The organism is Methylobacter psychrophilus (genome assembly GCF_025583945.1).
GTDB lineage: Bacteria > Pseudomonadota > Gammaproteobacteria > Methylococcales > Methylomonadaceae > Methylobacter_C > Methylobacter_C psychrophilus.
On sequence record NZ_JAOEGU010000001.1, the window covers coordinates 181,999 to 207,933 of the forward strand.

The following is a 25,935-nucleotide window of genomic DNA, read 5'->3' on the forward strand; positions in this document are numbered from 1 at the left end:
CTTTTTCAGGTAATAAATTAACAATCGTTCAGGATTAGATTATGTCCATTAATAAACTTGCTATCAGTCAGCCCACATTATCAATTACAAAACTTTCCGAACAGGATATGAGTAAACCTGATTTTATTGATGATTTTAAACAATATTATGTGCGTTTACTGGGTAGGGATGAAAATTGTCGATTGCCTTATTATGCCGGCGAAGCGTTATCATTGACGATTCGTGACCGCTTGATGGAGCGCTGGAAGACTACCCATCAAACCTATAAAAATAGTGATTGCAGGCGCGGTTATTATCTGTCTATGGAATTTTTGATGGGTCGCACGTTAAGCAATGCAATGCTTAATCTGGGCGTAACCGATACGGTTACTCAAGCCATGTATGATCTCGGCATTGAAATTGAAGAGTTAATTGGCAGTGAGCAAGATGCAGGACTGGGTAATGGCGGCTTGGGACGTCTTGCGGCTTGTTTTATAGACAGTTGTGCGACCTTGCAATTACCGGTTATCGGTTATGGTTTACGCTACGAATACGGTATGTTTACCCAGACCATTGTTAATGGTGAGCAGGTTGAAAAACCTGATCATTGGCTACGTCATGGTAACGTCTGGGAAATTGAGCGACTGGAGTATTCGCATTGCATCAAATTCGGCGGTCATACTGAAATTCAAATGGATGAAAATGGTAAGCAGCGGCATTGCTGGATAGCGACTTGTAATTTGCTGGCAGTGCCTTTCGATACACCGATACCCGGCTATAAAAACGGCACGGTCAATACCTTGCGGTTGTGGAAGGCAGTAGCAACTGAAGAATTTAATCTGGATGAGTTTAATGCAGGTGATTATGCGGAAGCGGTCGCCGCAAAAATTACTGCTGAAAATATTACGATGGTGCTATATCCCAATGATGCCAATGAAAATGGTAAAGAACTAAGATTACGGCAGCAATATTTTCTGGCTTCTGCCAGTTTGCAGGATGTTATTGGACACTGGACAGCCATGCACGGCAACAATTTTAGTGATTTTGCTGAAAAAAGATGTTTCCAGTTAAATGATACCCATCCGAGTATTGCCATTGCCGAATTGATGCGCTTGTTAATGGATATTCAGGGTTTAACGTGGAATGAGGCATGGGCCATTACGGAACATACCATGGCTTATACCAACCATACTTTGTTGCCCGAAGCACTGGAAAAATGGCCTGTTAGATTGATGCAACGGTTATTGCCACGAGTGATGGAGATTATTTTTGAAATTAACACCCATTTTATGATTGAAGCCTCCAGGCATTGGCCCGGCGATAGAGAACGTTTACGGAGAATGTCCATCATAGAGGAAGGTGATGAGCAACAGGTAAGAATGGCACATCTTGCCATCGTGGGCAGTTTTTCAGTTAATGGTGTTGCAAGGTTACATACCCGGTTATTACAGGAAGGTTTATTCAGCGACTTTTATGCTTTATGGCCGCATAAATTTAATAATAAAACCAATGGTGTTACGCCACGGCGCTGGTTGGCGGCCTGTAATCCAGAGTTGGCAAGTTTGATAACAGAAGTGATAGGTGGCGATTGGGTAACTGATTTATCGCAGTTAAAAAAGCTGGCACCTTATGCTGATGATGCCCAATTTCGTGAGCGCTGGCGGGCAATTAAACAGGCAGCGAAGCAACGATTGATTGATTATAAACAGCGTAAAAATGACACCGATCTAAATTTTAATGTTGATGCCATCTTCGATGTGCAGGTTAAACGTATTCATGAATACAAGCGTCAATTATTGACGGTATTACATGTCATTCATCTTTATAATATTATTAAAAAAGGTGACCTTGATAGCCGGGTGCCAAGATTCGTATTAATCGGTGGTAAAGCGGCACCGGGTTATCGCATGGCAAAAAAAATCATTAAATTAATCAATAATGTTGCTCAGGTTATTAATACTGACCCGGCAACAGACAAGAAATTATCGTTACTGTTCTTGAAGGATTATCGGGTTTCGGCTATGGAAAGAATATGTCCGGGAGTTGATTTGTCAGAGCAAGTATCCACGGCCGGCAAGGAAGCGTCGGGTACCGGCAACATGAAACTGATGATGAACGGGGCTGTGACTATTGGTACACTGGACGGAGCCAACATCGAAATTCGTGAAGAAGTGGGCGACGAAAACTTTTTTCTGTTCGGTTTGACCGAAGAACAAATTGAAGCAAAGCGGGGTAATTATGATCCGCTCGCTATTATCGAGCAGGATGAAGACCTGCGAGAGGTTATGCAACTACTGGAGTCCGGTTATTTTAACCAGTTTGAACCGGGAATTTTTGATGACCTGATTAATTCAATAAAAAGTGAGCATGACCCCTGGATGACCATTGCTGATTTTCGGAGTTACATCGATGCCCAAAAATGTGTTGAAGAGGCCTATCGGGATAAAGATTGTTGGACCAAAATGAGTATTTTAAATTGTGCGAATAGTGGGAAATTTTCAACCGATAGAACGATTGGCGAATACAACCGCGATATCTGGAAATTAACACCACAACCGGTAATGCCCAAGTAATCTCTCGGTACTATCAATCCCTGCTACATCTGTAATGAATACGCGTGTAGCAGGGAGCGTTATTATTGCCTTAAGTCTTTCACAACACGAACAACTTCACTATCATCGGGAATGGTTTCTATACTAAAACCCAGCTTTTTAACCAACGATAACATGGGTGTATTAATTACCAATACTTCACCTTCAAAGAATAACATGCCTTTGGATTTTGCGGTTTGTATCAATGCCCGCATAATTCTGCTGCCTATTCCCAGACACTGACAGTCATCGGCAACCACCAGCGCAAATTCTACCGAATTGCCGTCCGGATTCATCAGATAGCGGCCAACACCCAGTTCGCTAGGCAGGTTTGCATCCTCTGTTACGGCAACAAAAGCCATTTCACGATCATAATCGATTTGTGTGAAACGAACCATCATTTCCGGTGTTAATTCCTGTAACGCCTGCATAAACCGAAAATATTTAGTGCGCTCGGATAAGCGATTATGAAAATCTTTTTCCAAAACGGCATCTTCAGGACGGATAGGGCGGATCGTGATATTAGCGCCGTTAGCTAATTGAAAGTTCTGGGTTAATTGGTAAGGATAAGGGTGAATCGCCATGTGGGAATAAGGCGACAACTGATTGGACAATTGGGCTTTAATGCGAGCATCAACAGCCATTACGCCCTGTTCATCGACGATCAAGGGATTAATATCCAGCTCTAAAATTTCTGGTAGCTCACTCACCATGGTCGATATATTCAGGAGTACATCAATCAGGGCCTTTTTATTCGCCGGGGGCAATTGACGGAATGCCTCCAGATATTTGGCTGCCTTGGTTTTAGCAATCATTTGCTCAGCCATATAAGCATTAAGCGGCGGCAGGGCGACAGTATTATCCTTTAAGATTTCGACCATGGTACCGCCCAGACCAAAGCTGATGGCAGGGCCAAACACCGGGTCCCTAACTACGCCGATCATTAGTTCCCGGCCATTGGGCCTTTTGAACATCGGTTCAACCGTCATGCCGACTTCAGTTATTTCAGGGTGATTACGCTTAATGGCGGCTTCCATTTCTAAATAGTCGCGGGAAATCTCCTGAACACTATTAATATTAAGCTTAACACCGCCTATATCGGATTTATGGCTAAATTCAGCCATATTAACTTTTAAAACCACCGGAAAGCGTAATGTTTCAGCGGCAATCATGGCGTCTTTGACACTGGATACCTTGATAGTCTGTGTGACCGGAATATGAAAGGCAGCAAGTATGGCTTTGGATTCCTGAGCCGTTAAAACCTGACGGTTTTCTGCAAGTACGCGCTCAATAATTAAACGGGCACCTTGCACATCGGGTTTTGCCAGTTCATCGCCGGGAGACGGGATTTGTTTAAGTAAAATCTGATTTTGGGCATACTTGGCCAAAAATGAAAAGGCATCGACAGCCACTTCAGGTGTACTAAAGTGGGCCACCTTGCTATTGGCAAAAAGATCCCTGCCTTCCTGAACTTTTGCGCCACCGGTCCAGGAAGCCAGCACCGGTTTTTTGCTGGTCTTGGCGCCTTCAATGATACTTTGCGCGACTTGGGTGGGGTTGGTCATTGCCTGAGGTGTCAAAATAACCAGTACACCGTCGATATTTTTATCTTTAAGGCAAATATCCAATGCTTTCTGGTAGCGTTCAGACGTGGCATCACCCAGAATATCAACAGGATTGGCATGCGACCAGTGTACGGGTAAGGCCTCATTTAACGCGTCAATACTGGCAGGACTCAATTCTGCCATCATTATACCGACATCTTCGGCACGGTCGGTACTCATTACACCGGGGCCGCCGGCATTGGTAATAATCGCCAAATGATCTTTCTTGACGACATAATTGTTGGCTAAAACCCGGGCAGCAGAAAATAATTCGGTAATGCTATAGACTCTAACCACGCCAGCTCGGGCAATGGCGGCATCAAAGACACTGTCACCGCCAACCATGGCTCCCGTATGTGACATGGCGGCTTTGCAACCGGCTTCATGACGACCTGATTTAATCAGGATAACCGGCTTTAAACGTGCGGCAGCTTTAAGGCCACTTAAAAAACGCCGTGCATCGCGTATACCTTCCACATACATCAAGATACCGGTAGTTTTACTATCGGTTGCGAGATAATCCAGTACTTCACCAAAATCAATATCAGCGGCACCACCCATTGAGACAACGGTTGAAAAACCGATATCTTGCACTTTAGCCCAGTCCAGGATTGCTGTGCAAATGGCACCTGATTGCGATAATAGTGCCAGACTGCCATCTTTAACCGTACCATCACCGAATGTCGCATTAAGGTATCCACTAGGGCGAATAACGCCCAGACAGTTCGGCCCGATAATACGGATACTGTAGCGGTGAGCAATATCCAATACTTCTTGTTGCAGTCGTTTTCCTTCTGATCCCAGTTCACCAAAGCCGGCAGTAATAATAATGATCGAGGTAACCCCTTTTTCACCACATTGCTGAACAATACCGGGGACACTGGGTGCCGGTGTGGCAATAACTACCAAGTCCAAATCTTCAGGAACAGCATTCAGGTCAGGATAAGCTTTTAAACCTAATAATTCGTCACGTTTATTGTTGACAGGATAAAGGCCGCCTTTAAAGCCGGCTTCTTGCATATTAAGTAATAGCCGATAACCGACACTGTTTTCGCGTTCTGACGCACCAACAATGGCAACTGATTTAGGGGTGAAAAAACGGTTTAAATAATGAGGGCCCATTGATGCTCCGTAGTAAGAAAAATAGCTTGATTAATATGATATAGAATAAAAGTTTTCAATGACTAACAAAGTGTTAAGAATTAAATGCAACTCATTGATAATAAAGTATTTTATTGGTATTTATGAGTCCGTATAAATGCATCGCTTCAGCTTGTTTTTATCTGTCGATAGTCAAAAGTCGATTAACAAAAATGCAGAAAAGTAATAGACTTGTGACTTTAATTTTTAAGGGTAAGTTATATTCTGTGACATGCTCATTGTCAACCACCTATCGCCCCAAGAAGTTAAAACCTTAAATACTGTGTGTAAATTTGCTGGCTGCCGAGCCAAAAAGTCGGGCGTATGATTATTTTCCATAAAAACTTTTAGTTTTAAACAAGCTGCTTATTAACTGATAAAGGTAAAAGCCATGAATAAAAACTTGCAGTTGGTTAGAGAATTTCACGATGTATTTTCATGCCGTCAGGCACAACAGGGAGCCAATCTGTCCTTATCCGAGATGGATATTATCCTGCGTCAAGGCTTGCTTATGGAGGAGGGGAGTCAGTTATTTAAAGCGTTTAAAGCCGGGGATATGGTTGCTATTTTAGCCGCGATGATTAATCTGTCTTATTGCGCCTTGCAAGCTATTGCTATTGCCGGAGCGGATGTTTTGGACAGGCCGGTAGCGTGGCAACATGATGGTCATATCATCTCTTTAATGCGACTTTTTTCTGATAAGATTAATCATTGTACCTCGGGTAACCCTGAAGATTATTCAGCGGTTTATTGTTTATGTGCTTATTTATCGAGAAGTTTTATTAATGCAGATTTTGATAAAGCGTTTCAAATGATTCATGATGGTAAAATGTCGCAAGTGGGAGATGAACAACCCGAGGAAATACCAAAACATAAAGTAGGTGATTTGAGTGATTGTCTTTATGAATAATAGAATGCAATCCACGATGATTAAATGCTTATATTTCTACACGATTTTTTAAAATAAAGGTGGGTTATTATGGGCTGGAGAGATAAAACACAAGATGAAACCTATTCTGATGAAGAGGTGGAAAGTCGATTGAAGGAATATTTACCACACTGGTATCTGGAGAATGGCTGGATTCGCCGTAAATATAGAACCAGTGGCTGGAAAGGGACGTTAATGGTGGTTAATACGGTAGGCCATTTGGCGGAAGCGGCGTTTCATCATCCTGATCTTACGGTATCTTATGCTTTTGTGATTGTTAAATTAATGAATCATGCCGCAAAAGGCATTACCAATAAGGATTTTGAATTAGCTCAGAAAATCGAAGAAGTCATTATGTGGCAACCGGGTAAATACGGTGGTGCATTAGAAGGTACGCCCGATGATCCACGGTTTAAATATATTAAATATGATTAAACCCCGATTAAAGCATTGTCCACGAAAAGCACTAAATAAATGCTTTTCGTGTACATTGGTTTTAAACTCCTTCCGATAGTGACACTAAAGCCGCTTAATCATTTTCAGCCAAATTACCGATATATTCAATTTTCACGTTAGCCACGCCATGTACGCCTATTTTTTTTGCGGCACCTTTTGATAAATCAATCAATCTGTTTTTTTTAAAGGGGCCGCGATCGTTAACCAATACAATGATCGAGCGTCCATTACCCAAATTGGTTACCCGCACTTTGCTGGGTAACGGTAATGTTTTGTGCGCGGCGGTATATTCTTTGGGCTTAAATCGGGTGCCCATGGCAGTACGGTTACCTGATTCATAGCCATACCAGGAGGCCAAGCCTTGCTCACTATAGCCTACAGCGGAGGCCATTGGATAGTAAGTTTTACCTTTTACCTTATAAGGCCTGTTGTAGGCGGCTTTATGACCAGAGCTATGATGACGGGATGTTTGCGGTGCCGTTGCCGGAGATTCTGATAAGGTTGGCTCGGAAGCACAACCACTCAGCAAGCCACTTAACAGCATTAACCCAACCAGAAATCCGGTGGGTAGGTGATATTTTGCTCTATAAAAATAGCTTGGATAAGGCATCATATTTTCCGAATATCGTTAGTCTTTTGAAATTAACCGAGGTTTTACCGGTTTAACATCAAGTTCAAAATCCATTTGAATGCGTTTTGCGATGCTATTAACTTCTTTTTTATTTTTAAAAGGCCCTGCGATAACTTGATAGCCAGCATCTTTTTTAATTTTACGCGCAGGAATAATCGGCCCTTGATGATTAAGCATGGTTGCCAGTTCTTGCGCTTCTATCTCGTTGTCAAAACTGGCCACTAAAATCGACCAGTCGCTATCTTTTAATTCTGCAACAACCGGTTGTTGATAGAGTTGTTCCGGGTGTTTTAGCAGCACTGCGTTTGTAGAAAGGCTTGCCAAGTCGGGGCTTTGGCTTAGGATGGGGACGGGAATGCCATCCGCGCGCTCTATAATTTGATCGACTTTTTCCCAATCGATAGCAACATTTTTCTTGGTACTGATTTTATGTAATGCTTTTAATAACTGTTTTTTTAGTTGCGGCTTATCCTTTGCCCATTTTTGCAGCGGTTCGGTCGCTTCAAGATACAGCATATCCTGATGCCAGCCAGCCAGATAGGGCTGGTGAACTATTTGTACCGGCATGCCTACTGAAGCCTGCTTGAATAATACTTCAATATCCTCGGGATAAAGTTGTATGCAACCGTGGCTAATTTGCATACCGATGCCATAAGGTTTGTTGGTGCCGTGGATGAGATAACTGGGAAAACCAAGGCGCATGGCATAAAGCCCTAGCGGATTATTAGGACCTGAGGTGACTACATCAGGTAACGGGTCGCCTTTTTCCAGATGTTCTTTGTGTATGGAGGCAGGTACCACCCAACTCGGGTTGGCTTTTTTGGCGATGATACTGGTTAATCCTCTTGGGGTATTCCAGCCTTGACGGCCAATGCCAACAGGATAAGTAATGACTTTGTCCGACGGTTTTTTGGGGTAGTAAAACAAGCGCATATTTGCCAGATTAAGAACAATACCTTTATGGGGCATATCCGGCAGAATAAATTGCAAAGGCAATAATACGCGGCTATTTAATGGCGGCGTCCACGGAGAAACAGAAGGGTTGGCTCTGCTGATATCGTTATAACCCAAGCCAAAATGACGGGCAATATCAGACAGTGTGTCATTTTCTTGGGTGTTTACTGCGGCAATCGTGCCGACCACCGTTTGTCCGTCGGCTAACTGAAACTCATGGGTTTCCAGGTTTTCTATTTGTGGCTGAGTCTTTTGCTGACTATCTTCATCCCGAAAAGTCAGATCTTCGTTTAGATCGGGGAAAAATTTCAGATGTTGACAACCGCTCATTAAAATACTGATCAGTATTATGCCGACTAATTGGATAGCGGGAGATGTTGATTTTTTAAAGTCTGCCAGGTGCATTTGAATGTTATCCAAAGGTGATGTATTCACAGTGATCAATACCACAGCGGTTAACAGTTATGGTATTGGCCATTTTAATACAAGGAAACTTAATGGAATATTAAAGCGCAACTAAAATAGTGTCCAGCCACCAGTGATAGCCCTTGCAAAATGTGAGTCTATTTTTAGCTGAAAATTGCCTTATGGCAAGGCGCGAAGCCAGTAAGTTTTATGCATACTAAAGTATCGACGAATAGCTTGTGGCAAGCCTCGATGCAAATTACCCAACTTGAAACCCAGCCATTTTAAACCTGTTCGCAGCGCTGCGGAGGGAATTAGCCAAGGCGCCTGTTTAAGCAGGTAACGCATTTCCGAGATCACAAAACGTAAACCTTCACCGGATGCGCCGCCAAATGTTTGTTGTAGCCACGACGTATTGGTATGAAACACACCGATATCAAAGTAACGCTTAAATTCATCCACAAAACTGTAGTTATGAGAGTGGAATACTTGGGCATCGGCGCAGTAGGCGATTTTCCAGCCGCCAACCAACATTTTTCCGGCGACATAAGTATCTTCGTTCATGATGGTATGGACTGGGAAACCGCCCACTTGCATGAGTGCGCTACGCCGATAAGCCGAAAAAGAATTGGATATAAAGACCGTTTTAATACCAAAGCGGGTGCGGTCTTCCATACTCCGTAATTGGCTTTCGGCGGGATAATTAAACAGACGCGCATGTGCAGCCATGGGACCTGCATCCTGATGTGGAAGTTGGCGCCCATAAGCCGCACCAACCTGCTCATCATTGAATGCGGCTAACAGGCATTCGATAGCATCGGCACTGGCTAATAAAGCATCTTGAGTCAGAAATACGATGATATCCATTGCCGACAGCTTGTTCACGCCAAACTGGCGAGTGCCGCCGTGATTAAACTCCGACCTGGAAATTACCTCGACAATAAAACCTTGGGCTCGTGCCAAGGCGACGGTAGCGTCGCTGGAAGAAGAGTCAATGACCAACAGGTAATCCGGTTTTCGGGTCTGTTGTGCGAAGGCTGTTAGCCATGATTCCCAGAGACTCCCCGCATTTAACGTGGGGACGATAAGACCGACCTTAATCATTATAAAGACTCCTTGACCAGTTGTTGTGGCTGATTTGTTTGATTACGACTATTTAATACTTGCCAGACCTGTTCACCTAATTTAACGGGATTAAGCTGTTGTTCGACATACTGCCTGCCACTCCAGGACATTTGTTCCCACTTTAAACCATCGCCTACTGCTTGCGCTTTACGTAGCACTTCGCAGACGGAAGCTTCTGTTCTATCAAAAACAAAGCCGGCCCCCGCCGATTCCAGGTGATCCCATGCCAAGCCTTTGGCTACCAATACCGGACGTCCTACAGCCATGGCTTCGGCAACCACATTGCCAAAATTCTCGCGCATACCGCCAGCTTCTTCCAAGCCTGAAGGCAATACGAGGAAATGGCTGGTCGCCAACAAGTCCAGTACTTCGTCGCGCTCCAGATAACCGTTATAACGAATAGCGCCTTGGGCCTGCTCAACCAGCGCCTGAAACTCTTCAAAATAATCGCCATTGACGCTTCTGCCGGCAATCAACAATCGATCCGCAGGACGGCGAACTTTTAGCCAGGCTCTGATAAAGGCGTTGATGCCTTTTTCTTGCTGAATGTGTCCCAAAAAGCAGATATTCATGCCTTCCTCGTCAGGATAGGGCGCGACCTTAATATCCCGGCTATCGATACCATTAGGAACCAGTAGTACGCGGGCATCTTTGCCAAGCACGTTGCGTACGCCTTCGGCTTCGGTTTCACTGGTGCAATGTATGGCGATAGCCCGGCTCAGAGTCGGAAAGGTCAACCATTTATAGAATAGCCATTTGTGGGGTTTTTCCCTGCGTATCAGCTCAACATGCTCCGGCATTAGTCCGCCATGTATCGCTACCATAAACGGGCGGCGCAGCACGACACAAAAAATGGCGGCAAGCGTCGATGGCCAAGTGGCAATGCCGTGGATATAAACTACCGGTGCCTGCAAGCACAGCTTAAACAGCAGCGGGATGGCGCCCAGGCCAAAGCCCCAACGCCTGAATCCATAGCAACGATAAAGTTTAACGTCAACTTGCTCGCCAAGATGCACGTTCTCAGGCTGCAGACGGCCGGCAATCGATTCATCGGAGGCGACCAGGACCATTTTATGATCTCGTTCTGCCCAGGCTTTGGTTAAAACACTGGCCGTAACGGATACGCCGCCATAACCTTTGGCTGGGGGTATATGTGTGGTTACAATAGCTACTTTCATCGTATTTCTCCTGAAACTGTTGGTGAATAAATATTTTAGGTTCAAGGTTCAAGACGAAAGGCAAAAGAGACTGTCTGCCATTTTACCCTTTACACCTTGTACCTTGACGTCTTACCTTCCGTAGGCAAAAAATCCACGCCAAATACCGACGAGATTGTAAAAAGAATAAGCCAGTTTTTTAGGGTTTAATGAAATCAGAGCGAACAGCATTTTCAGCAGGGGAGCGACAAACATTTTGCGGGCAATGTAGTACAGAATGTATACATCCAGCTGATTGGCAAATTTTCTGATATAGGCGCCAACTCCGGTGGAATACATCAACATTCTTCCGGTTCCCAGCTTGTAGTGATCTTTATCGGGGTGATAAATTTTTATTCCCGGGGTATAAAAGGCCGTATTGCCTACCCGAAGTAAACGGTACAAAAGTTCAAAACCTTCGCCTCCGGAATATTTGGAGCCAATGCCAAAGTCGTGATCCAAGTGGAATTGCTTGGCATCAATCTTGTTTCGATCAAAAAACTGCGTGAACTCCACGCCCATCATTTGGAAGCGTGAAAAATATTGGGCTTTACTGCTGTTAACACCGATGCTAAACCGGCTGGAGGAAAAATCATAAGAACCTGCAACCAATATGGAAAGATTCTTGCGTTTGGTAAACTCGGCGACTACTTGTTTTAAAACTTCCTTGTCATAAGCGCAATCGTCATCGGGAAAGGCAACGATTCTGCCTTGGGCCAAGCCTATACCGTAGTCTCTGGCTCTGGCGTTACCGACAAAATCCACTTTTATATGCCGCACAGTAAGGCAATCGTTAAACTGCCCAACGATAGCGTCAATTTTACCGTCCCTGTTTTGATCGATGATGATCAACTCAAAATTTTTATAGGTTTGACATGTTAGAGACGTTAAAAAATCAGCGACATCTTTATCTCTTCCCAGTGTTGCTAAAACCAACGAAATTTTCATAGTGTTCACCTTGTTTGTGTACCGGCTTTTGCCTGCACATAGATAGTTGCCTCATACCAGGTAAACATGAGTGCAAATTCCAGGCCGGCAAAACCATCCAAAAAGCCACCCCGAAATACGAAGTGGTATAAAAAACGGGCGAGAATTCTTAGCCATGACCGTCCCAATAAAACACTTAAGCGTCCCCGATTGGTCATTACTGCATCGGAGGGTGGTTGAAGTTGTACTTCTTGTGCGGCTTTATCGACATGTTTATGCATCCATTCGATAATTTCGCCATGATAAAAATAGTGCTCGTAAGGAATCACGGCGTGTCCGATTCGGCAGCTATTAATAACGGCCTCACCATGTCCGGTATGGTTGCGGACAAAGCGGGTGGTGTCCCTGCGTACCAGTCTTGGATGGTAAATCGGATAGCCTGGCGCGTGGTTTAAGCGTTTACCGCGCAGATAAAGTATCGATGGCACCATCATCACATCAACTGAATCAGTACCCACCATTTTGGCTTCAAACCAGTCGTAAAATGTTTGAGGGTAAATTTCGTCAGCATCAACGAATAATATCCAGGGTGTATTGATAGCGCATTGCTTGATGGCAAAGTTGCGTTGTTCAGCAAAACCCGGCCATGGGTTAACATAAATTTGGCAATCACGGCTCTTGGCTATGGTTACCGTATTGTCGGTGCTTCCCGAGTCCACTATCACAATGGGATAGTGTTGAGGGATAGCCGCCAGACAAGCTGGTAGATTGGCTTGCTCATTTTGGGTCAGAATAACAATAGTTAGCATAGTCATGGTTTAAAATTGTTGGTATGAACTTGGAAAAACAGTGAGTCCACGAAAATTCATAGGGAAATCAAGTTGTCGATATCCATGAGCAGTGACGGTAATGTAAACATCCACCGGCATCGTCTTTCGCGGATAAAGCACCATTTTTAATTCTTCACAGCGTATAAATTGATGTAAATACCCAGCCCAAAATAATTGATTAAACCGGCAAACGGGATCTGTAAAAATTTTACCAAGCCATCAACCATGGCGGCCGGTTTGCCTTTCAATCGTAATCTTTTGGATGCTGCGTTAAACGGGACGCGGGTTACTTGCTGTATCTTGACAACCCGAAAGCCGTTGCGCTCAACCAAGGCTGTTAAGCCCTGTTCGGTAAAGTAATTGACATGTTCCGGTACCCATAAACAAGCGTTATCCTTGGTGCCCAGCAACTTGACTAAAAATGAATCGTAATTAGGCACGGCGCAAGCCAAAACACCGCCGGATGCCAACAAGGCGGATACCTTGCTGATTGTTTGATCGGGCTCCAGCAGATGCTCCAATACTTGCGACATCATCACGACGCCAAACTGCCCGGATGGTTCGTAATTCTCGAACATAACGGCAAGCGGCTCATCGCCATTCAAATCTCTAAACACATCATTTTCATAACTGCCAGGATTAATACTAATAGTCCGATAACCAAATTTTCTAAGGGCCTGCGTGTAAAAACCAAAGCCCGAGCCAATATCAAGCGCCTTACCATTGCCCGAACTATTTAGCCGGTTGGCTTGATAACTCATGCGATCGGCATCGACTTTACAGTTGGGGAAGAGGGTTTCTCTGGCTAATACGTCTTCCAGCGTTATCGCTTGGGTAAGGGCCTGGCCTGAGTATTGATAAATGGATTGTAACCATTGCATATGCGGCGGCCGATTTAAGAATCCGGTTCCACAACTTTCGCAGCGGTAGATACGAAACTCTTTATGGCTTGAGTTTTCAGTATAGTGAAAGTTTTTTTGACGCCAAAATTTTATTTTTGCGCCCCCACAGCTCACGCATTCGTGTAAAACATCGCCATAAATTTCTGAAGCTATTGATGCATAAGTCATAACATTCCCCTGTGTTTTTTTGATAACCGGTTGACCAGTAAGCTGATTTAAAAATATTTTATCTTTCATGTAAAGCAACGGTCAGACCGTCACCTCGTTGTCTGCCATGTCTTCTTCTGCAGGCTTTATTACCGCGTTATTTTTGGGGCTGATATAGCGCCATGGTCTGGCCAGTATGGTTAAAACCAGGGTCTCAACGCCAAAATAAACGGGATTAGCCATCGCGGCGCCGGGTAAACCGTAATTGATCACCATCAGTGGAATGCTGATGGCCGCGGTCACTGCTCCACAGATGCGTCCCAGTAACAACAAGCGTGTCCGTTTATTAGCCAGCAGCGGCTGGGATACCACCGTACCCAAAGCATGTAGCGCACAGCCAACGGCTATGGCCGGCATCAGATCTACTGCCGCATGATAGGATTTTGCCAATACCCAGGAGGCTACCAAATCGCTGGTAAGCAGTAACAGCAAAACGCCGGCAACCCCTAAAGTAAAAACACTGGCGATCCATAGCCATAAAATTTTAAAGGCTTCCTTGCTCTGGTTTAATGAATACAACTGAAAATAAACCGGCTGAAAGATACGTAATAAAACCATGGCACTGCGATTAAACGCCTCGTTGATGATCAGGTAAGTCGCTGCATATAAACCCACTTCAGCAGCCGTCATTAAATAACCAATGATGTAGCGATCACCCAAGCCGTTAACCCAAAATATCAATTCCATCGGGATTAACGGTAAAGCGTATGCCCATACATCGGTTTTAAACGGCCTGGCGATAACCGGGCGCTTTTTTTTAGGTAATTTCTTGTCCTGCATAAACGACCAGGCGATATTTGAGAGCATGCTTGCCAGGATGTAACCCAGTAAAACCCACTCTGTTTTTTGGTCGCCCCACCAGACCAGCGATACCGCCAACAAGGGACGCAAGATGCTATCGGTGGTCTGCCACAAGCTTGCGCCACGTTGTTTACGTTCGCCGATTAATAACTGAATACCCAGTTCCCGGCGAACGGTTACCACAAGAAGAATGCCGGCCAGCATCAATAGCCAAAAATCGCTGTGCGTGAAATAACTGTATGCTCCACCACCCAATATCAGCAGCGTTATTGCTACGGCTGTTGAGCGGGTAGTCAGACGAGTCACCACTGCATATAAATCTGCTCGCTCCCATTTATCCCGACATTCCGGTAATAAGCGCATGCCGGCACAGATAAAAGGATAGGAAAACAGGGTAACGCCCAGCGCAACAAAACCATTTAATAAAGCAACCTGTCCGTAAACTTCAGGTGTTACCAGTTCGGTAAGAAAACGGGTTCCTGCCAATAAAGCGCAGGCGGACAGTAATTGTCCAAACAGCGCCCAAAAGGCGTCGCCGAATAGTCGTTTTTCTTTTAACAGTCCGAACATGATTCTTTTCCTTTTGATGGCTTGTTATCAGGAGGGGCGCTGGTAATACGACTCCGATGCTATCGGGTTCGCTATCAACGGGGCCAAAGCAGACTGATAGCCTGTACCCAAGACGGTCCCCCACAAAAACATCAATATTGCGTTTTGCGGGAAATATTCCCACATATTAAATGTCAGTCCGGCAACGAAGATAAACATCATCACCACGCCTTTTTTGGGATAAGCAGACATTTTTGTTGTTGTCCATAAAAAGAAAAGATAGGCCAGCAGACCAATCAGGCCATAACCATTCAGCAAGAATAAATACAGGCTGTCAGAGTCAAATTGGCCCTTAAAATGTTCTGCACCGTAAAGAACATTGATGGTATTTGAGCTCAAACCCAGTCCCCAGCCGAACAAGACATCGGCAGGATCATTTATTTGCTCGGCAAATATCCGTTGCCATAAACCTATACGACCATCTTCGGTTGGGTTGGCATCATCGCGGCCACTGATCAGGGGACTGGATGCCAATACCAGCGCTCCTATGGCAAATATGGGTGCTGGTATAATCAACGCCCAGCGATCCCGTGCCCGGAGCATCGCAAAAACTTGGAAAAAAACCACCAGTAGCGAACTGATAAAGGCCGTTCTTGAGCCACTTAGTAACGCTAAAAACACGCTGATAGCCACCCATTTTCCCATTGCCGGAACCAGTGAGAACAGTAGCGCACAAGTTGCCATGCTGGCTCCAAACAGGTTGGGACTGACAAAAGTACCGAATGGTCGTCCACCGCCCAGAAATGATACTCCGAACAAATGCGGCGACCACAAGGCTTGGGCTATCGCCAATACGGCTTCAAAGGCAATGTAATAACGCAGGTAATGGGCAAATTTATTGATTACATGGTCACCTCCGCCCAAGCGACTGGCGACGAAGCCAATCAATGCCACCGGCAGGTATTCAAAAACACGTAAACCTGCTAGCGGTACTACCCAGGGCAAATCCAAATACAGGGCATAGCCGGTTTCAAACAGCACATAAGTTGCTACTACAGCCAAAAATGCAAATACCTTGCTGGTTAACAGACCGCCCCGTAAGCGTGTTTCAAAAAATGCGTAGGCAACAAGGACTATCAGCATCACTTCACGAAGAATACGTAAACCAAAATCCTGTTCGCCATAAACTTCCTTCACGCCTGTCCAGGCCGACTCTACCTGAGGTAAAGAAGCCAGTATCGACATGCTGACCAGCGTAAATAGCAGGATGGGCAAATCTCTTTCAAAGCGTATAGTCATCTTATGTCCGGCCTTTATGATCTGGCTTTTTCGTTGCTTTCACAGCAGGCAGATAGCGATGCTTCCGGCGTTTTCCAAACCAGTCTCCCATCGCTTGATATCAGGCCATTCAGGTTGATTGGTTTGGCTGCACCATCCTGGCTGATCAGTGCCACCAGCATGGCTTCCCGAAGTATTGACAAGCCAAAATCCTGTTCGCTATAAACGGCTTTTACGCCCGTCCAGGTAGCTTCGGCTATCGGTAAGGAGGCCAGTGTCGAGGTACTGGTCAGTGCGAACAGCAGTATTGATAATTTTTTTTTGATCTGTATTTTCATGTTACACCTGTACCTCATCATCAAGCGCTTCCGCCGTTTTTTCGGTAGCCAAATAGCGGCTATCCTGGGTTTTTCCAAACCAACCTTTTACGGCCTGATACCCGGAATTGCTCTTGGATTCTATGTTGGTTTGGTTATAGGCATAGCCATAATAAGATGACTCTTCTTTCATATCGTTGATAATAAAACCGTTCGGATTGACCCCAACCTGTTTAAAGCGTCTGAAGCTGACCTCCAGTTCCTGAGCCGTGTAGCGGCCTTCCTTAACCACTAAAAAGGTAGCGTCAGCGTGTTGGCCCATAATAGCTGCGTCAGTTGCACCCAAAATAGGGGGGGAATCAATCACGATATGATTATAAAAACTCTTCAACTGCTCAAGGGTCTCCTCCAAATTACCGATAACCAATAATTCCGCAGGATTTAGCACCATACTGCCACGTGGTATAAAGTCGACACCTATATCGGGTAAACTGATGATGACCTCGCCGAGCGTCGCTCTACCAGCCAAAAGATCGGAAAGCCCCAGTTGTTTGTCAACGGAAAATGCTTCATGCAATCGGCCATTACGCATGTCGGCGTCAATGATTATCACGCGTTTCTTGATACTCGCCAGTAATGCTGCCAGGTTGGTACTGACAAAAGATTTACCCATACTGGGTGCCGGACTACTAACCATGATGACTTTGCTGGCGTTGCTGTCCATAGTTGCTTCCAGAGTGGTACGCAAACCGCGTAGCGATTCCACGGAAATATCCAGCGGGTCCTGACTGGCTAAAATACCCGGTTCGTGATCTTTACCCTGATCAATCAAACGTGCCAATTTACGTTGCTTCTTGCTGTGCGGAATAGCGGCAAAAAGTGGTAAACCTACTTGGTATTCCAGCATGGCAGGATAATTATCGTGACGCTGTAAGGAGTTTCTCAAAAACACTTGCGCAGATCCTGCACTTAAACCCAGTAAGGCTGCAAGGGTTAGTAGCATCCCGGGGTTTGGCCAGTATGGTTTTTCAGGTGTTACCGCCAAATCAATAATTCGTGAGTTACCGAGCGAGCCGGCAGCGGCAATACGCTGTTCTTGGGCACTATTGAGCATTGACGTATAAAGCTCGGTATTGACTTTTACATCCCGTGACAGACTGACCACGCTTTGTTGAGTACGGGGTAAATCCTTGATACGTTTTTCCAAAGCGCCCAGTTTGCTGTCAATACGCTTAATTTGTGCGTTAGTGGATATCATGTCTGGATGTGCTGACTCCAGGCGTTGATTTTGTTCGTCGTATTTTTGTTTGAGTTGAATGCCCAGTGTTTCCATTTCGGAGGCTTGTTTGAGTAATATTTCAGCCTCGGCAGATATATCAACGGCGCCATGTTTTTGTCTGAAGGTGCTAAGATTTTGCTCCGACTTTTCCAGACGATCTTTAATAACAGGCAATTGGCTTTCAAGAAAGCTTAACTTTTGTGAGGCTTCCGCTGATTCCCAATTGACCGTTGCGCTGACATAAATAGTGGCAATGTCATTGACTGATTTAGCCAGTTGCGTTGGATTATTGCCTTTAAGTTCAACGTTGAGAATATCCGTATCTTTGGAAACTTCCTTGACCGAAAAAGCTTTTTGTAAAGTTTCTATGGCGGCCAACGAGGTTTTTCGTGTTAATTCAAAATGGGTTCCGGTATGGGCGGCGAGTTCGGCGATATTGATCGTCAGCGGAACGTCTTCACCCAGATCGGCCGTAATGATTTCACCTGTTTTTCCTTCAAGCAGGGTTTCATCTTTAGGGCCGAGTAAGCGAAAATGACCTTTTTCCAGCGCGATAATGGTAAATTCTTTATTCAGATAACGATCCGGCAGGGTGAAGGAGGTTATCTTTAGCTTTTCACCGCCCCAGGCCCAGCGATCAAGCCCTAGCCAGGGCGTGGCAACCCCGTCATGGCTATCATAATGGCGGGCCACCGTTTTTCCAATGACGGGGAAGTAATAAGGCGAATACTCCACCATCAGGTTCAGGTCATCGACCACCTTACCGAGCACCGACCGGGAACGGAGAATTTCCACTTCACGTTGTGCTCTTGGATTATCGGTTTCAGCCGAGGCTCCATTAGACTCACTACGAAGCGGTGCAGCGAGTAGCGCCTTGTTTTTATCGATCCGTAACAACGCGTCAGCTTTAAAAGTGCGTGGTGCAAGAACCAAATAGATTGATGTGATCAGTAAAACTGATACCAGCGTTAACAAAATGGTTTTTTTGCCTTCGATGAGTAAATCTACATAATCGCGGATACTGACGCCATGCTCTTCGATCCTGGACGGATTTACTGGCTGGAACTGTGTAGTAGCTTCATTTTGTGAATACATAGTTTTCATATCTCAATTGTTTGAAAAAACCAATAGCCTCAAAGGCTTTTACATGCCTTGGGTTGCTGCGAGTGACATCATTGATGTGAATGATCCCGGCAGAATTTGGTTTAGAACACGTGACCATTGGGTAACGCCTGCGGTGCCTACGAAAACGGTATCATGCGCTTGCAAGGCAAACTGGTCGCCCAAGATCATGGCATCAGGAGAGCCCGCATTTAAATGGAAAATCTCGGGACTCATATCGCCGGGTCGAATCACATAAATCTCTTCCGGTCTGGAGGTGTTTAAGTCGAAACCATAAGCTTCTCCCAGGGCCTGTGCCAGTGACATTTTACCTTTGTTCATCTGCAGGGCTTGTTGTCTGCCGACTTCACCCAGCATTAATACTTTATTGTCTCTATGGTCAGGGATATAAAGTACATCGCCATCCTTGAGCAGCAGATTTTGGGTAGAGTTGCCTTTTGCATAGAGTGCCAGTACATCAATCTTGTAAGATTTTCCATCGCGTGCCAGAGCAACGTTACTCATGTCGGCATCTCCGGTTACCCCGCCAGCATGGCTGATCGCTTCGGAAATAGTCAACGGTGTTTCATTCATGGACTGAACCCCCGGTGTTTTAACTTCACCGACGATAGCGGCCCTATGGCTTTGAAATGACAGTACACGGATATCGAGTTTGACTTTCTTAAAGTATTTGGATAGTTCGCTGGTCAGTTCAGTCCTGGCCTCGGTGATGGTTTTCCCACCAACATGAATACTGCCCACATAGGGGTAATAAAGGTCGCCATTGTCATCGACCACTTTACCGGCCAGTTCGGGAGTTATTCTTTCACCACCGGGATCGTTCAGTTCCGGATGCTCCCAAACAGTAACCTGCAAGCGATCTTGTGGGCCGATTTTATAGCTTGTTTTACTGATATCTACTGGCGGAAGGTTATTAACCGTTTTCAGTCGGGCATTTTCCCGCTCAATAATCAGATCCGCAGTAATTGGCACGATCGGCGTCTTGCCCTTGGTCATTCTGCCATTTTTCATCATCGGCACTTCCAGTTCCGATAAGTTGTTTTCTGCTTTCATATTCATGCCCGGTGTTAATGAGCAAGCGGGTAACAGTAAAATCAGTGATAGGAGACTCAACTTAAACATAACGATGTTTCCTTAATAAGCGTTTTTATTGATAAAGCCGGTTAGTACGGTACGTAGGGCAATTTCCAAATCGAACCATACTGACCAATGCTGGATGTAATATAAATCGTGTTCTATACGTTGGTTTAAGTCGGTATCGCCGCGCCAGCCATTGACTTGAGCCCAGCCGGTAATACCGGCTTTGACCATATGCTTTTTCATGTAATTGGGCACCTGGTCTTTAAATACTTCGACAAAATCCGGGCGTTCCGGCCTGGGTCCAACCAGAGACATATCGCCTTTAAGCACATTGATCAGTTGCGGAAGTTCATCAAGGCTGGTTTTACGCAAGAAACTGCCAAATCGGGTGGCCCGGTTTTCACCAGACTTGGCCCAAACTGCACCGGTTTTGGCTTCTGTGCCAACAGGCATTGAACGGAACTTCAACATGGTAAAGGGAAGGTTGTTCCAGCCAATCCGTTCTTGTCGATAAAACACCGGACCGTTTGAACTCAGCTTGACGCCGACAGCGATGAAGGCCAGTAAAGGGCTGATCAATATGAGGATGATCAGTGCAAACAATCTATCGACGAATGCCTTGATATAACCATTAAAGCCTTGCAATGGAGAAACCAAAAAATCCAGGGTTGGAATACCTGCCACAGTATTCAGACTGAGGAATTTACTTTGTTTGAAAGCAAAGCAATCAATAACCAAACGAATACTGACCGGTAAATGTCGCAGTTGATATTGGGCGCGATCTATGAGTGATTCGCCGGTAAAGGCAATCCATACTTCATCAATACCCTCGGTGGTGACAATGTCTGCGAGATCTTCCAGTTTTCCAAGTCGTGGGAGCGAAAAATCACCGGCCAGATTTCTGTTAATGGCGCGGTCATCGATATAGCCAATAACTTCCAGACCTGCCCATGAGGAATGATTTAACTGTTGACTAACGGCAACAGCCATCTGATTTAAACCGACGAGAATAATACGGCCCTGAGACCAACCACGAGTACGTAACCAGCGCAATAAATGCGAAAACAGGGTGCGTGCGGTAAGCATGAATAACAACCCCGTACCACACCAGGTGATGATCCAGCGATAACTGGAACCGAACCAAAAATGTAAACGTATCAAAGTAACAATGGCAATAACCGAGACGATGGCAAATACCCAAGCCCTTACGATACGTGCGGTTTCGCTGCGCATGGTGTCATTTCGCCAGGGACGGTAAACCTGGCCTATTTCGAAAAAGATAATGGTCGCCAAAATACCCAGAGCGATAACAATGCGATAATCTTTATTGATGGCGACTTCGTGTAGCCAAAAATAATTGGCAACCCAAGCGGCAGCCAATAACATGGCGATATCGATAAGTCTCAGCAAGATGATCACTGTGTGTCCATATTGCTTGAAGAGCCCGTTGAAAATGTTGCCTAATCCAAGTGCCATAATCGCTAAACCCCTATGCGGTCTGTGTTCAATGATGAACGGTGTAAGCCGTTCATCCCAAAGTCATCACGTCCGGCAACAGGTACTGGTCGCTATGATTGGTTTAAAGAATACAGGGGCAAGATGAGAGCAAACCGCTGGGTTTGATTAAGATTGGATGAAGACAGGAATTATTTTATTAATATTCACGCGCAGCCGGATTACTCCGCGTGAGTTTAAACGGTGAATTTTAGTATCGGGTCAATCGCTCATAGTCGGAGCGCGAAAGCACATAAACCGGGCTGTTGCTGGTAGGTATGCTGGCGATACCTGAGGTATCAACTGTCAACTCCTGAAGATGGCCGACCACATCTACCAGTACCCACGGTTTGCCGGGATCGAGTTTAAGCGGCCAGTCGCCAGTCGTCTCATCAGTCCGCCAAAGCATCAAGGTTTCGCCAAAGTAAGCGGCCTGAATATTGGTATCTTTGGCGTCAACAGCCCGGTAAGGCAAGCCGTCGATCAAGGCGCTGGCTGTATACATGGCAGCTTCGCCAGGCTTGTGGCCCATCGAGTAATCCCAGATTCGTCCATAAGCCAAGTCATATTCATGACCTATGCAGAAAGCCAAACCCAGATAATCGCTGCGACTGTTGACCCAGGCGATGATTTTAGCGACTTGCTCGGCTTGCCAGCGGCGGCCAGTCAAACCATGCATGGCTTTGGCACCAGTCTCGCCCAGCCAGAACGGCAATTTATTGGTTTTGCCGAGGCTTGCGTAAGTCGATAATACGCCCCGTTCATCTTCGCTTTCACCATTGCCAATGGGGCCACCGAAGCGTGGCGCTTTTTGGGGATAGGCATGAACGTCCCAAGCATCCTGATATTGATCCAGTCCCAGTTGCAATACCTGTTTAAACCACTGCCCCGCCCCTTCTTTATCGCCCGGTCGCACCAGACTGCCGCCAACATAATGGGCGTCGCTACGTAGTTTGTGCGCTTGTTCATATTCCCATTTGGCGCGTTGTACCCAGTGCTCAGGCTCCCGCAGTTTTTGCCATTGCGCTTCAGAGCGAATGTCGATTTCGTTGGTCGATTTGAAAAAGCGGGTAAATGCCGAGGCTGTCTTGATAAAATCCTGTCCATCGGCAGGATTATCATTCAGCCAGTTGCTATCACCCGAGGAGTCGGCGAACAAGACCAGCTCAAGTTGTTTCGCGCGTTCCCATTGCGCCTGGTATTGCTGATCGAATCCCGGATAGCTGCCGAAGCTTTTGTAAATGCCCATCCGTTGTAGCCAGTCAAAATAACCACCTTCGTGAATAAAGCTTTTATCTCCGTCGGCCAAGGCATAATAATCGTTATTCCATAGTTTTTTCTTGTCCAGACGCTGCTTTTGCTCGGCGGTGCCCGCCACGATTGAGAAGCCGTCGGCTGGATAGTTCATAATCAACTGACCGGCAGGCGTATACAAAGAGGCATAAACGGCGTAGTAGCCGGGCTCGTTAATCTTGTCGAAGTTTGCGTCAACTTCGCCGGGGAACAGTCCGTTTATTTCCTGAGTCGCAACCTCTTTGCCACTATAGTCAACCAAGCGCAGGCGCAGTTTTGCCTTAAAGCTTGGCAACGGTACCGGTAAGTCGGTTTCTTCCAAAATAGCATGCCAACGCATATCTACTTTTAGTTTGAGTGCTTCACCGGGATGCGGCAGATTGGCCGGTGCGTCGACAAAAATAAGCGGGCGTAAGTGGGCGGCGATTTTGTTAAGGGCAAGATCGGCTTCGGGATCGGTCAGTTGAGTCTTTATTGAATCCAGTGCTTGGCCTGCCGGATCGGTGAAGGAGCCGGCAAAGTAAAAGCGTTGGTCTTTATCGTGCTGCATAACCAACTTGACAAGCAGGCTGTGCCAACCTTGCGTGAGATTTAAGTTGGCCAGCCGGGGTGCTTCGGCTTGATCTGACAGCGCGGTTGCCACCAAGCCTTCGGTCGTCAGGCCGTGCAGCAGGGTTTTAAATTGCTCTGCTGAAGAGGACAATTCAGGCGACGGTTTTGGGTCATCAGCCAGTTTGACCGGTTGCCCATCCAGCCAAACCGCAGTTTTGATGCCGGATTGTTGTAAATGCAGGAGTGCTTGGGTGCTTTGATCAACATGCAGATAAAGTTGTGCATAGCCGCTACCACGCGACCAGCCATAGGAATGTCGGGTATTAGTCTCAATATCTGTAATGCCGTTGGCTTGGGTAGCTGCCATACGCCAGGCTTGCATTTCCCCGCCCATCATTTGTAAACCAAGATAGGGTTGGTCAAGGTTGGGGCGTAATAGGGTTTCAGTATCCAGCCCAAAAATGGACATCCCGGATAAGCCGTCCTGCAAGCCACCTACCAGCCAGGCTTCCGGCACGCCGTCCTTAAGTGGTATCGGTATGTCCTTGGCTATCGCTGTCGGTGCAGGCATCTTGCCGGATTTGGCAGGATTGGCAAGAAAATTGAGCACCTCCTGGTCGCTTTTTGGCTCTGCCAACACACCAAGAATACTGTTAAGGTTGTCCATTATTATGGCGATCGGCAATGTCGGCAGATTTAAGTTATGAGCCAGATTGTCCGCTTCCGGGCCTATTAAATAAGAGACTGACAGCTTTTCATAGCTGGGCCGTGCTGCATCCAACCCCAGTCCGTGAAACAGGATGTTATCTTTGCCGGTTTTACCATCAAGCACCAGTAACCGGCGATTGGCCGTTGGCAGTATCTTGGTCAATGCCAGAAAGCGATTTCTGGCTCCAGCTTGGGTAGCGCTCATCCAGTTGTCCACCGGTGTTTCCAGTTTCATCAGGAAAGCGTCGAAAATTTTAGTGCCGTCTGCCTTACCGGTATTGTTGATTTCCAGCCAGTGATCACCCGGCAATACAGTGACGGTAGCAGTGGCTTGCAGCCATTGATATTCCCAAGGTGTTGAGTTGGTTAGCGCGTAACTACCGCGTGTCGCCAGTTCATCCGGTTTTGCTCCGGCTTTAATGGTAAATGTTTGGCTAACCTGGGAGACTTCACCACCGCTTTTATAGCGGGCAAAAAATTGGTATTGTCCGGGAATAATTTCCGGGTTAAGTTCAAAACGAAAATTGGCATCCCAGCTTCCGAAACCTTGGTGAAAAACCTGGACCTCGTCTTTTTCAGTTAATAGTGACTCGGCACCGGGACCGGCAGTCGCTGTGCCGAGTTGAACCTGCAAAGAAGGTTCTTTTTCTGCTGTACCGAATGCGGGGGTAGTACCTAATTCCAGCAGTACCAGTGGTCGGTCTGCGGTACCGCTGGTTGGTAACGAGGACAATGGCGGAGCCAGTATAAAGGCATCGAAGATTTTGGCATCATGGCCGGCGCCACTATTGCGTACCTCAATAATGGTATCGTCAGCTTTAAGATTAACCGGAGATTCAGCGGTTATCCAGGCGTACTCCCAACCTTTGGGCTTCATGGTCAGTGTCGCACGCAGTTCGAGCTTGGCTTGATCAGACCCTGCCCATATTTCGAAAGATTGCACACAGACGTTTGGATCGCCACCCTGTTTCCAACGCGCCAAAAAATTATAGGGTTTGGCCGGGAGGCCGGGGTTGATCTTGAAGCGAAAGTTAACTTTCCAGCTACCAAAATCGGGATGCAACGAGCTAATTTCATCAATGCCGGTTTGGACCGATGTATCGCCTTCGTGGGCGTAGACTTCGCCGGCAAATACTTGCGTGGTTTTGTCATCAATGCCCATTGACGGTGGTTTACTGCCCAGTTCAAGTAGCAGAAGCGGTCTTTCGAGCGTACCTTTTACCGGTAATTTAGGGGATTCATTGGCGTTGGCAATGGTCGGTCCGGCCAGTACAACCAGTATTATTTGTACTGTGAAACGCAATAGGGTTAATGGCTTCATGGCTTATAAAAGTTTGGCTAAGTGGCAAATTGATGCAATCACAAGATGATTGGTGATGCAACACTTGTGTGTATAATAACGGTTTTCCATTCGTGTCAGCCAGCAAATGTGTCGGCGGTGCGGTTGGACTCTTCGATGCCGGAAACAGATTTCCATGAAGCAGATCCCCTGGAAGGGCCGTTGTAGAAGGGCTTAATTTTGACGATCACACACGGAAATCAATGAAAGAACGCCTTACTAATTTTGTTCCGGATATTTTCAGAAAG

General features: G+C 46.0%; 18 protein-coding genes. 3 read left to right on the forward strand and 15 right to left on the reverse strand.

Translation table 11 applies throughout. The features are described 5' to 3' along the window. Nucleotides 1–41: 41 nt before the first annotated feature. Complete coding sequence (locus N7974_RS00695) at nt 42–2,552, forward strand: glycogen/starch/alpha-glucan phosphorylase (RefSeq protein ID WP_262963790.1); 2,511 nt, start codon at nt 42–44, stop codon at nt 2,550–2,552. A 62-nt stretch (nt 2,553–2,614) separates the two neighbouring features. Here N7974_RS00695 and N7974_RS00700 read toward each other — a convergent pair whose 3' ends face one another. Further along, nucleotides 2,615–5,296: a bifunctional acetate--CoA ligase family protein/GNAT family N-acetyltransferase gene (locus N7974_RS00700; RefSeq protein ID WP_262963791.1), complete on the reverse strand. Its 2,682-nt coding sequence runs from the start codon at nt 5,294–5,296 to the stop codon at nt 2,615–2,617. A gap of 409 nt (nt 5,297–5,705) precedes the next feature. Between N7974_RS00700 and N7974_RS00705 the strand changes: the two genes are divergently transcribed. Both N7974_RS00705 and N7974_RS00710 read left to right on the forward strand, forming a co-directional pair. Continuing rightward, nucleotides 5,706–6,224 carry a nucleoside triphosphate pyrophosphohydrolase family protein gene (locus N7974_RS00705; RefSeq protein ID WP_262963792.1) on the forward strand — a complete coding sequence of 173 codons (519 nt, stop codon included), beginning with the start codon at nt 5,706–5,708 and terminating at the stop codon, nt 6,222–6,224. 69 nt (nt 6,225–6,293) lie between these two features. Then, nucleotides 6,294–6,677, forward strand: a complete 384-nt coding sequence (locus N7974_RS00710; protein WP_262963793.1) for a 4a-hydroxytetrahydrobiopterin dehydratase — start codon at nt 6,294–6,296, stop codon at nt 6,675–6,677. 94 nt (nt 6,678–6,771) lie between these two features. Here the strand turns inward: N7974_RS00710 and N7974_RS00715 are convergent, their stop codons facing one another. From N7974_RS00715 to N7974_RS00780, 14 genes are all read right to left on the reverse strand, one after another. Further along, entirely contained in the window at nt 6,772–7,311 is a 540-nt protein-coding gene (locus tag N7974_RS00715; protein WP_317451568.1) for a septal ring lytic transglycosylase RlpA family protein, read from the reverse strand. A 15-nt stretch (nt 7,312–7,326) separates the two neighbouring features. Continuing rightward, nucleotides 7,327–8,718 (reverse strand): L,D-transpeptidase family protein, encoded by a 1,392-nt coding sequence (locus N7974_RS00720; protein WP_262963794.1) that lies wholly within the window; start codon nt 8,716–8,718, stop codon nt 7,327–7,329. A 150-nt stretch (nt 8,719–8,868) separates the two neighbouring features. Next, on the reverse strand, nt 8,869–9,792 hold the full coding sequence (locus N7974_RS00725) for a glycosyltransferase (protein WP_262963795.1): 924 nt from the start codon (nt 9,790–9,792) through the stop codon (nt 8,869–8,871). Further along, on the reverse strand, nt 9,792–10,991 hold the full coding sequence (locus N7974_RS00730) for a glycosyltransferase family 4 protein (RefSeq protein WP_262963796.1): 1,200 nt from the start codon (nt 10,989–10,991) through the stop codon (nt 9,792–9,794). Before N7974_RS00730 ends, N7974_RS00725 begins: the two co-directional genes overlap by 1 nt. A gap of 111 nt (nt 10,992–11,102) precedes the next feature. Continuing rightward, a complete protein-coding gene (locus N7974_RS00735; RefSeq protein ID WP_262963797.1) occupies nt 11,103–11,957 on the reverse strand; it encodes a glycosyltransferase family 2 protein in 855 nt (284 codons plus the stop codon). Between the two features lie 5 nt (nt 11,958–11,962). Then, on the reverse strand, nt 11,963–12,751 hold the full coding sequence (locus N7974_RS00740) for a glycosyltransferase family 2 protein (protein WP_262963798.1): 789 nt from the start codon (nt 12,749–12,751) through the stop codon (nt 11,963–11,965). Between the two features lie 140 nt (nt 12,752–12,891). Then, the gene (locus tag N7974_RS00745; RefSeq protein ID WP_262963799.1) at nt 12,892–13,836 is read right to left on the reverse strand and encodes a class I SAM-dependent methyltransferase; all 945 of its coding nucleotides are present in this window, start codon (nt 13,834–13,836) and stop codon (nt 12,892–12,894) included. An 81-nt stretch (nt 13,837–13,917) separates the two neighbouring features. Then, nucleotides 13,918–15,246 carry a lipopolysaccharide biosynthesis protein gene (locus N7974_RS00750; RefSeq protein WP_262963800.1) on the reverse strand — a complete coding sequence of 443 codons (1,329 nt, stop codon included), beginning with the start codon at nt 15,244–15,246 and terminating at the stop codon, nt 13,918–13,920. 27 nt (nt 15,247–15,273) lie between these two features. Then, entirely contained in the window at nt 15,274–16,524 is a 1,251-nt protein-coding gene (locus tag N7974_RS00755) for an O-antigen ligase family protein (RefSeq protein WP_262963801.1), read from the reverse strand. A 14-nt stretch (nt 16,525–16,538) separates the two neighbouring features. Next, a complete protein-coding gene (locus tag N7974_RS00760; protein WP_262963802.1) occupies nt 16,539–16,841 on the reverse strand; it encodes a hypothetical protein in 303 nt (100 codons plus the stop codon). Nucleotide 16,842: 1 nt separating this feature from the next. Continuing rightward, nucleotides 16,843–19,203 (reverse strand): polysaccharide biosynthesis tyrosine autokinase, encoded by a 2,361-nt coding sequence (locus tag N7974_RS00765; RefSeq protein WP_262963803.1) that lies wholly within the window; start codon nt 19,201–19,203, stop codon nt 16,843–16,845. Between the two features lie 39 nt (nt 19,204–19,242). Continuing rightward, nucleotides 19,243–20,343 (reverse strand): polysaccharide biosynthesis/export family protein, encoded by a 1,101-nt coding sequence (locus N7974_RS00770; RefSeq protein WP_262963804.1) that lies wholly within the window; start codon nt 20,341–20,343, stop codon nt 19,243–19,245. Nucleotides 20,344–20,355: 12 nt separating this feature from the next. Next, nucleotides 20,356–21,777, reverse strand: coding sequence for an undecaprenyl-phosphate glucose phosphotransferase (locus N7974_RS00775; RefSeq protein WP_262963805.1), 1,422 nt, complete (start codon nt 21,775–21,777; stop codon nt 20,356–20,358). Between the two features lie 229 nt (nt 21,778–22,006). Further along, entirely contained in the window at nt 22,007–25,669 is a 3,663-nt protein-coding gene (locus N7974_RS00780) for a hypothetical protein (protein ID WP_262963806.1), read from the reverse strand. Nucleotides 25,670–25,935: the final 266 nt, after the last annotated feature.

What these genes read in the sequence shown, in the direction of transcription:
- N7974_RS00695 (WP_262963790.1), top strand. Translation starts at nt 42, where the DNA reads ATGTCCATTAATAAACTTGCTATCAGTCAGCCCACATTATCAATTACA.
- N7974_RS00700 (WP_262963791.1), bottom strand. Translation starts at nt 5,296, where the DNA reads ATGGGCCCTCATTATTTAAACCGTTTTTTCACCCCTAAATCAGTTGCC.
- N7974_RS00705 (WP_262963792.1), top strand. Translation starts at nt 5,706, where the DNA reads ATGAATAAAAACTTGCAGTTGGTTAGAGAATTTCACGATGTATTTTCA.
- N7974_RS00710 (WP_262963793.1), top strand. Translation starts at nt 6,294, where the DNA reads ATGGGCTGGAGAGATAAAACACAAGATGAAACCTATTCTGATGAAGAG.
- N7974_RS00715 (WP_317451568.1), bottom strand. Translation starts at nt 7,311, where the DNA reads ATGATGCCTTATCCAAGCTATTTTTATAGAGCAAAATATCACCTACCC.
- N7974_RS00725 (WP_262963795.1), bottom strand. Translation starts at nt 9,792, where the DNA reads ATGATTAAGGTCGGTCTTATCGTCCCCACGTTAAATGCGGGGAGTCTC.
- N7974_RS00730 (WP_262963796.1), bottom strand. Translation starts at nt 10,991, where the DNA reads ATGAAAGTAGCTATTGTAACCACACATATACCCCCAGCCAAAGGTTAT.
- N7974_RS00735 (WP_262963797.1), bottom strand. Translation starts at nt 11,957, where the DNA reads ATGAAAATTTCGTTGGTTTTAGCAACACTGGGAAGAGATAAAGATGTC.
- N7974_RS00740 (WP_262963798.1), bottom strand. Translation starts at nt 12,751, where the DNA reads ATGACTATGCTAACTATTGTTATTCTGACCCAAAATGAGCAAGCCAAT.
- N7974_RS00745 (WP_262963799.1), bottom strand. Translation starts at nt 13,836, where the DNA reads ATGACTTATGCATCAATAGCTTCAGAAATTTATGGCGATGTTTTACAC.
- N7974_RS00750 (WP_262963800.1), bottom strand. Translation starts at nt 15,246, where the DNA reads ATGTTCGGACTGTTAAAAGAAAAACGACTATTCGGCGACGCCTTTTGG.
- N7974_RS00755 (WP_262963801.1), bottom strand. Translation starts at nt 16,524, where the DNA reads ATGACTATACGCTTTGAAAGAGATTTGCCCATCCTGCTATTTACGCTG.
- N7974_RS00760 (WP_262963802.1), bottom strand. Translation starts at nt 16,841, where the DNA reads ATGAAAATACAGATCAAAAAAAAATTATCAATACTGCTGTTCGCACTG.
- N7974_RS00765 (WP_262963803.1), bottom strand. Translation starts at nt 19,203, where the DNA reads ATGAAAACTATGTATTCACAAAATGAAGCTACTACACAGTTCCAGCCA.
- N7974_RS00770 (WP_262963804.1), bottom strand. Translation starts at nt 20,343, where the DNA reads ATGTTTAAGTTGAGTCTCCTATCACTGATTTTACTGTTACCCGCTTGC.
- N7974_RS00775 (WP_262963805.1), bottom strand. Translation starts at nt 21,777, where the DNA reads ATGGCACTTGGATTAGGCAACATTTTCAACGGGCTCTTCAAGCAATAT.
- N7974_RS00780 (WP_262963806.1), bottom strand. Translation starts at nt 25,669, where the DNA reads ATGAAGCCATTAACCCTATTGCGTTTCACAGTACAAATAATACTGGTT.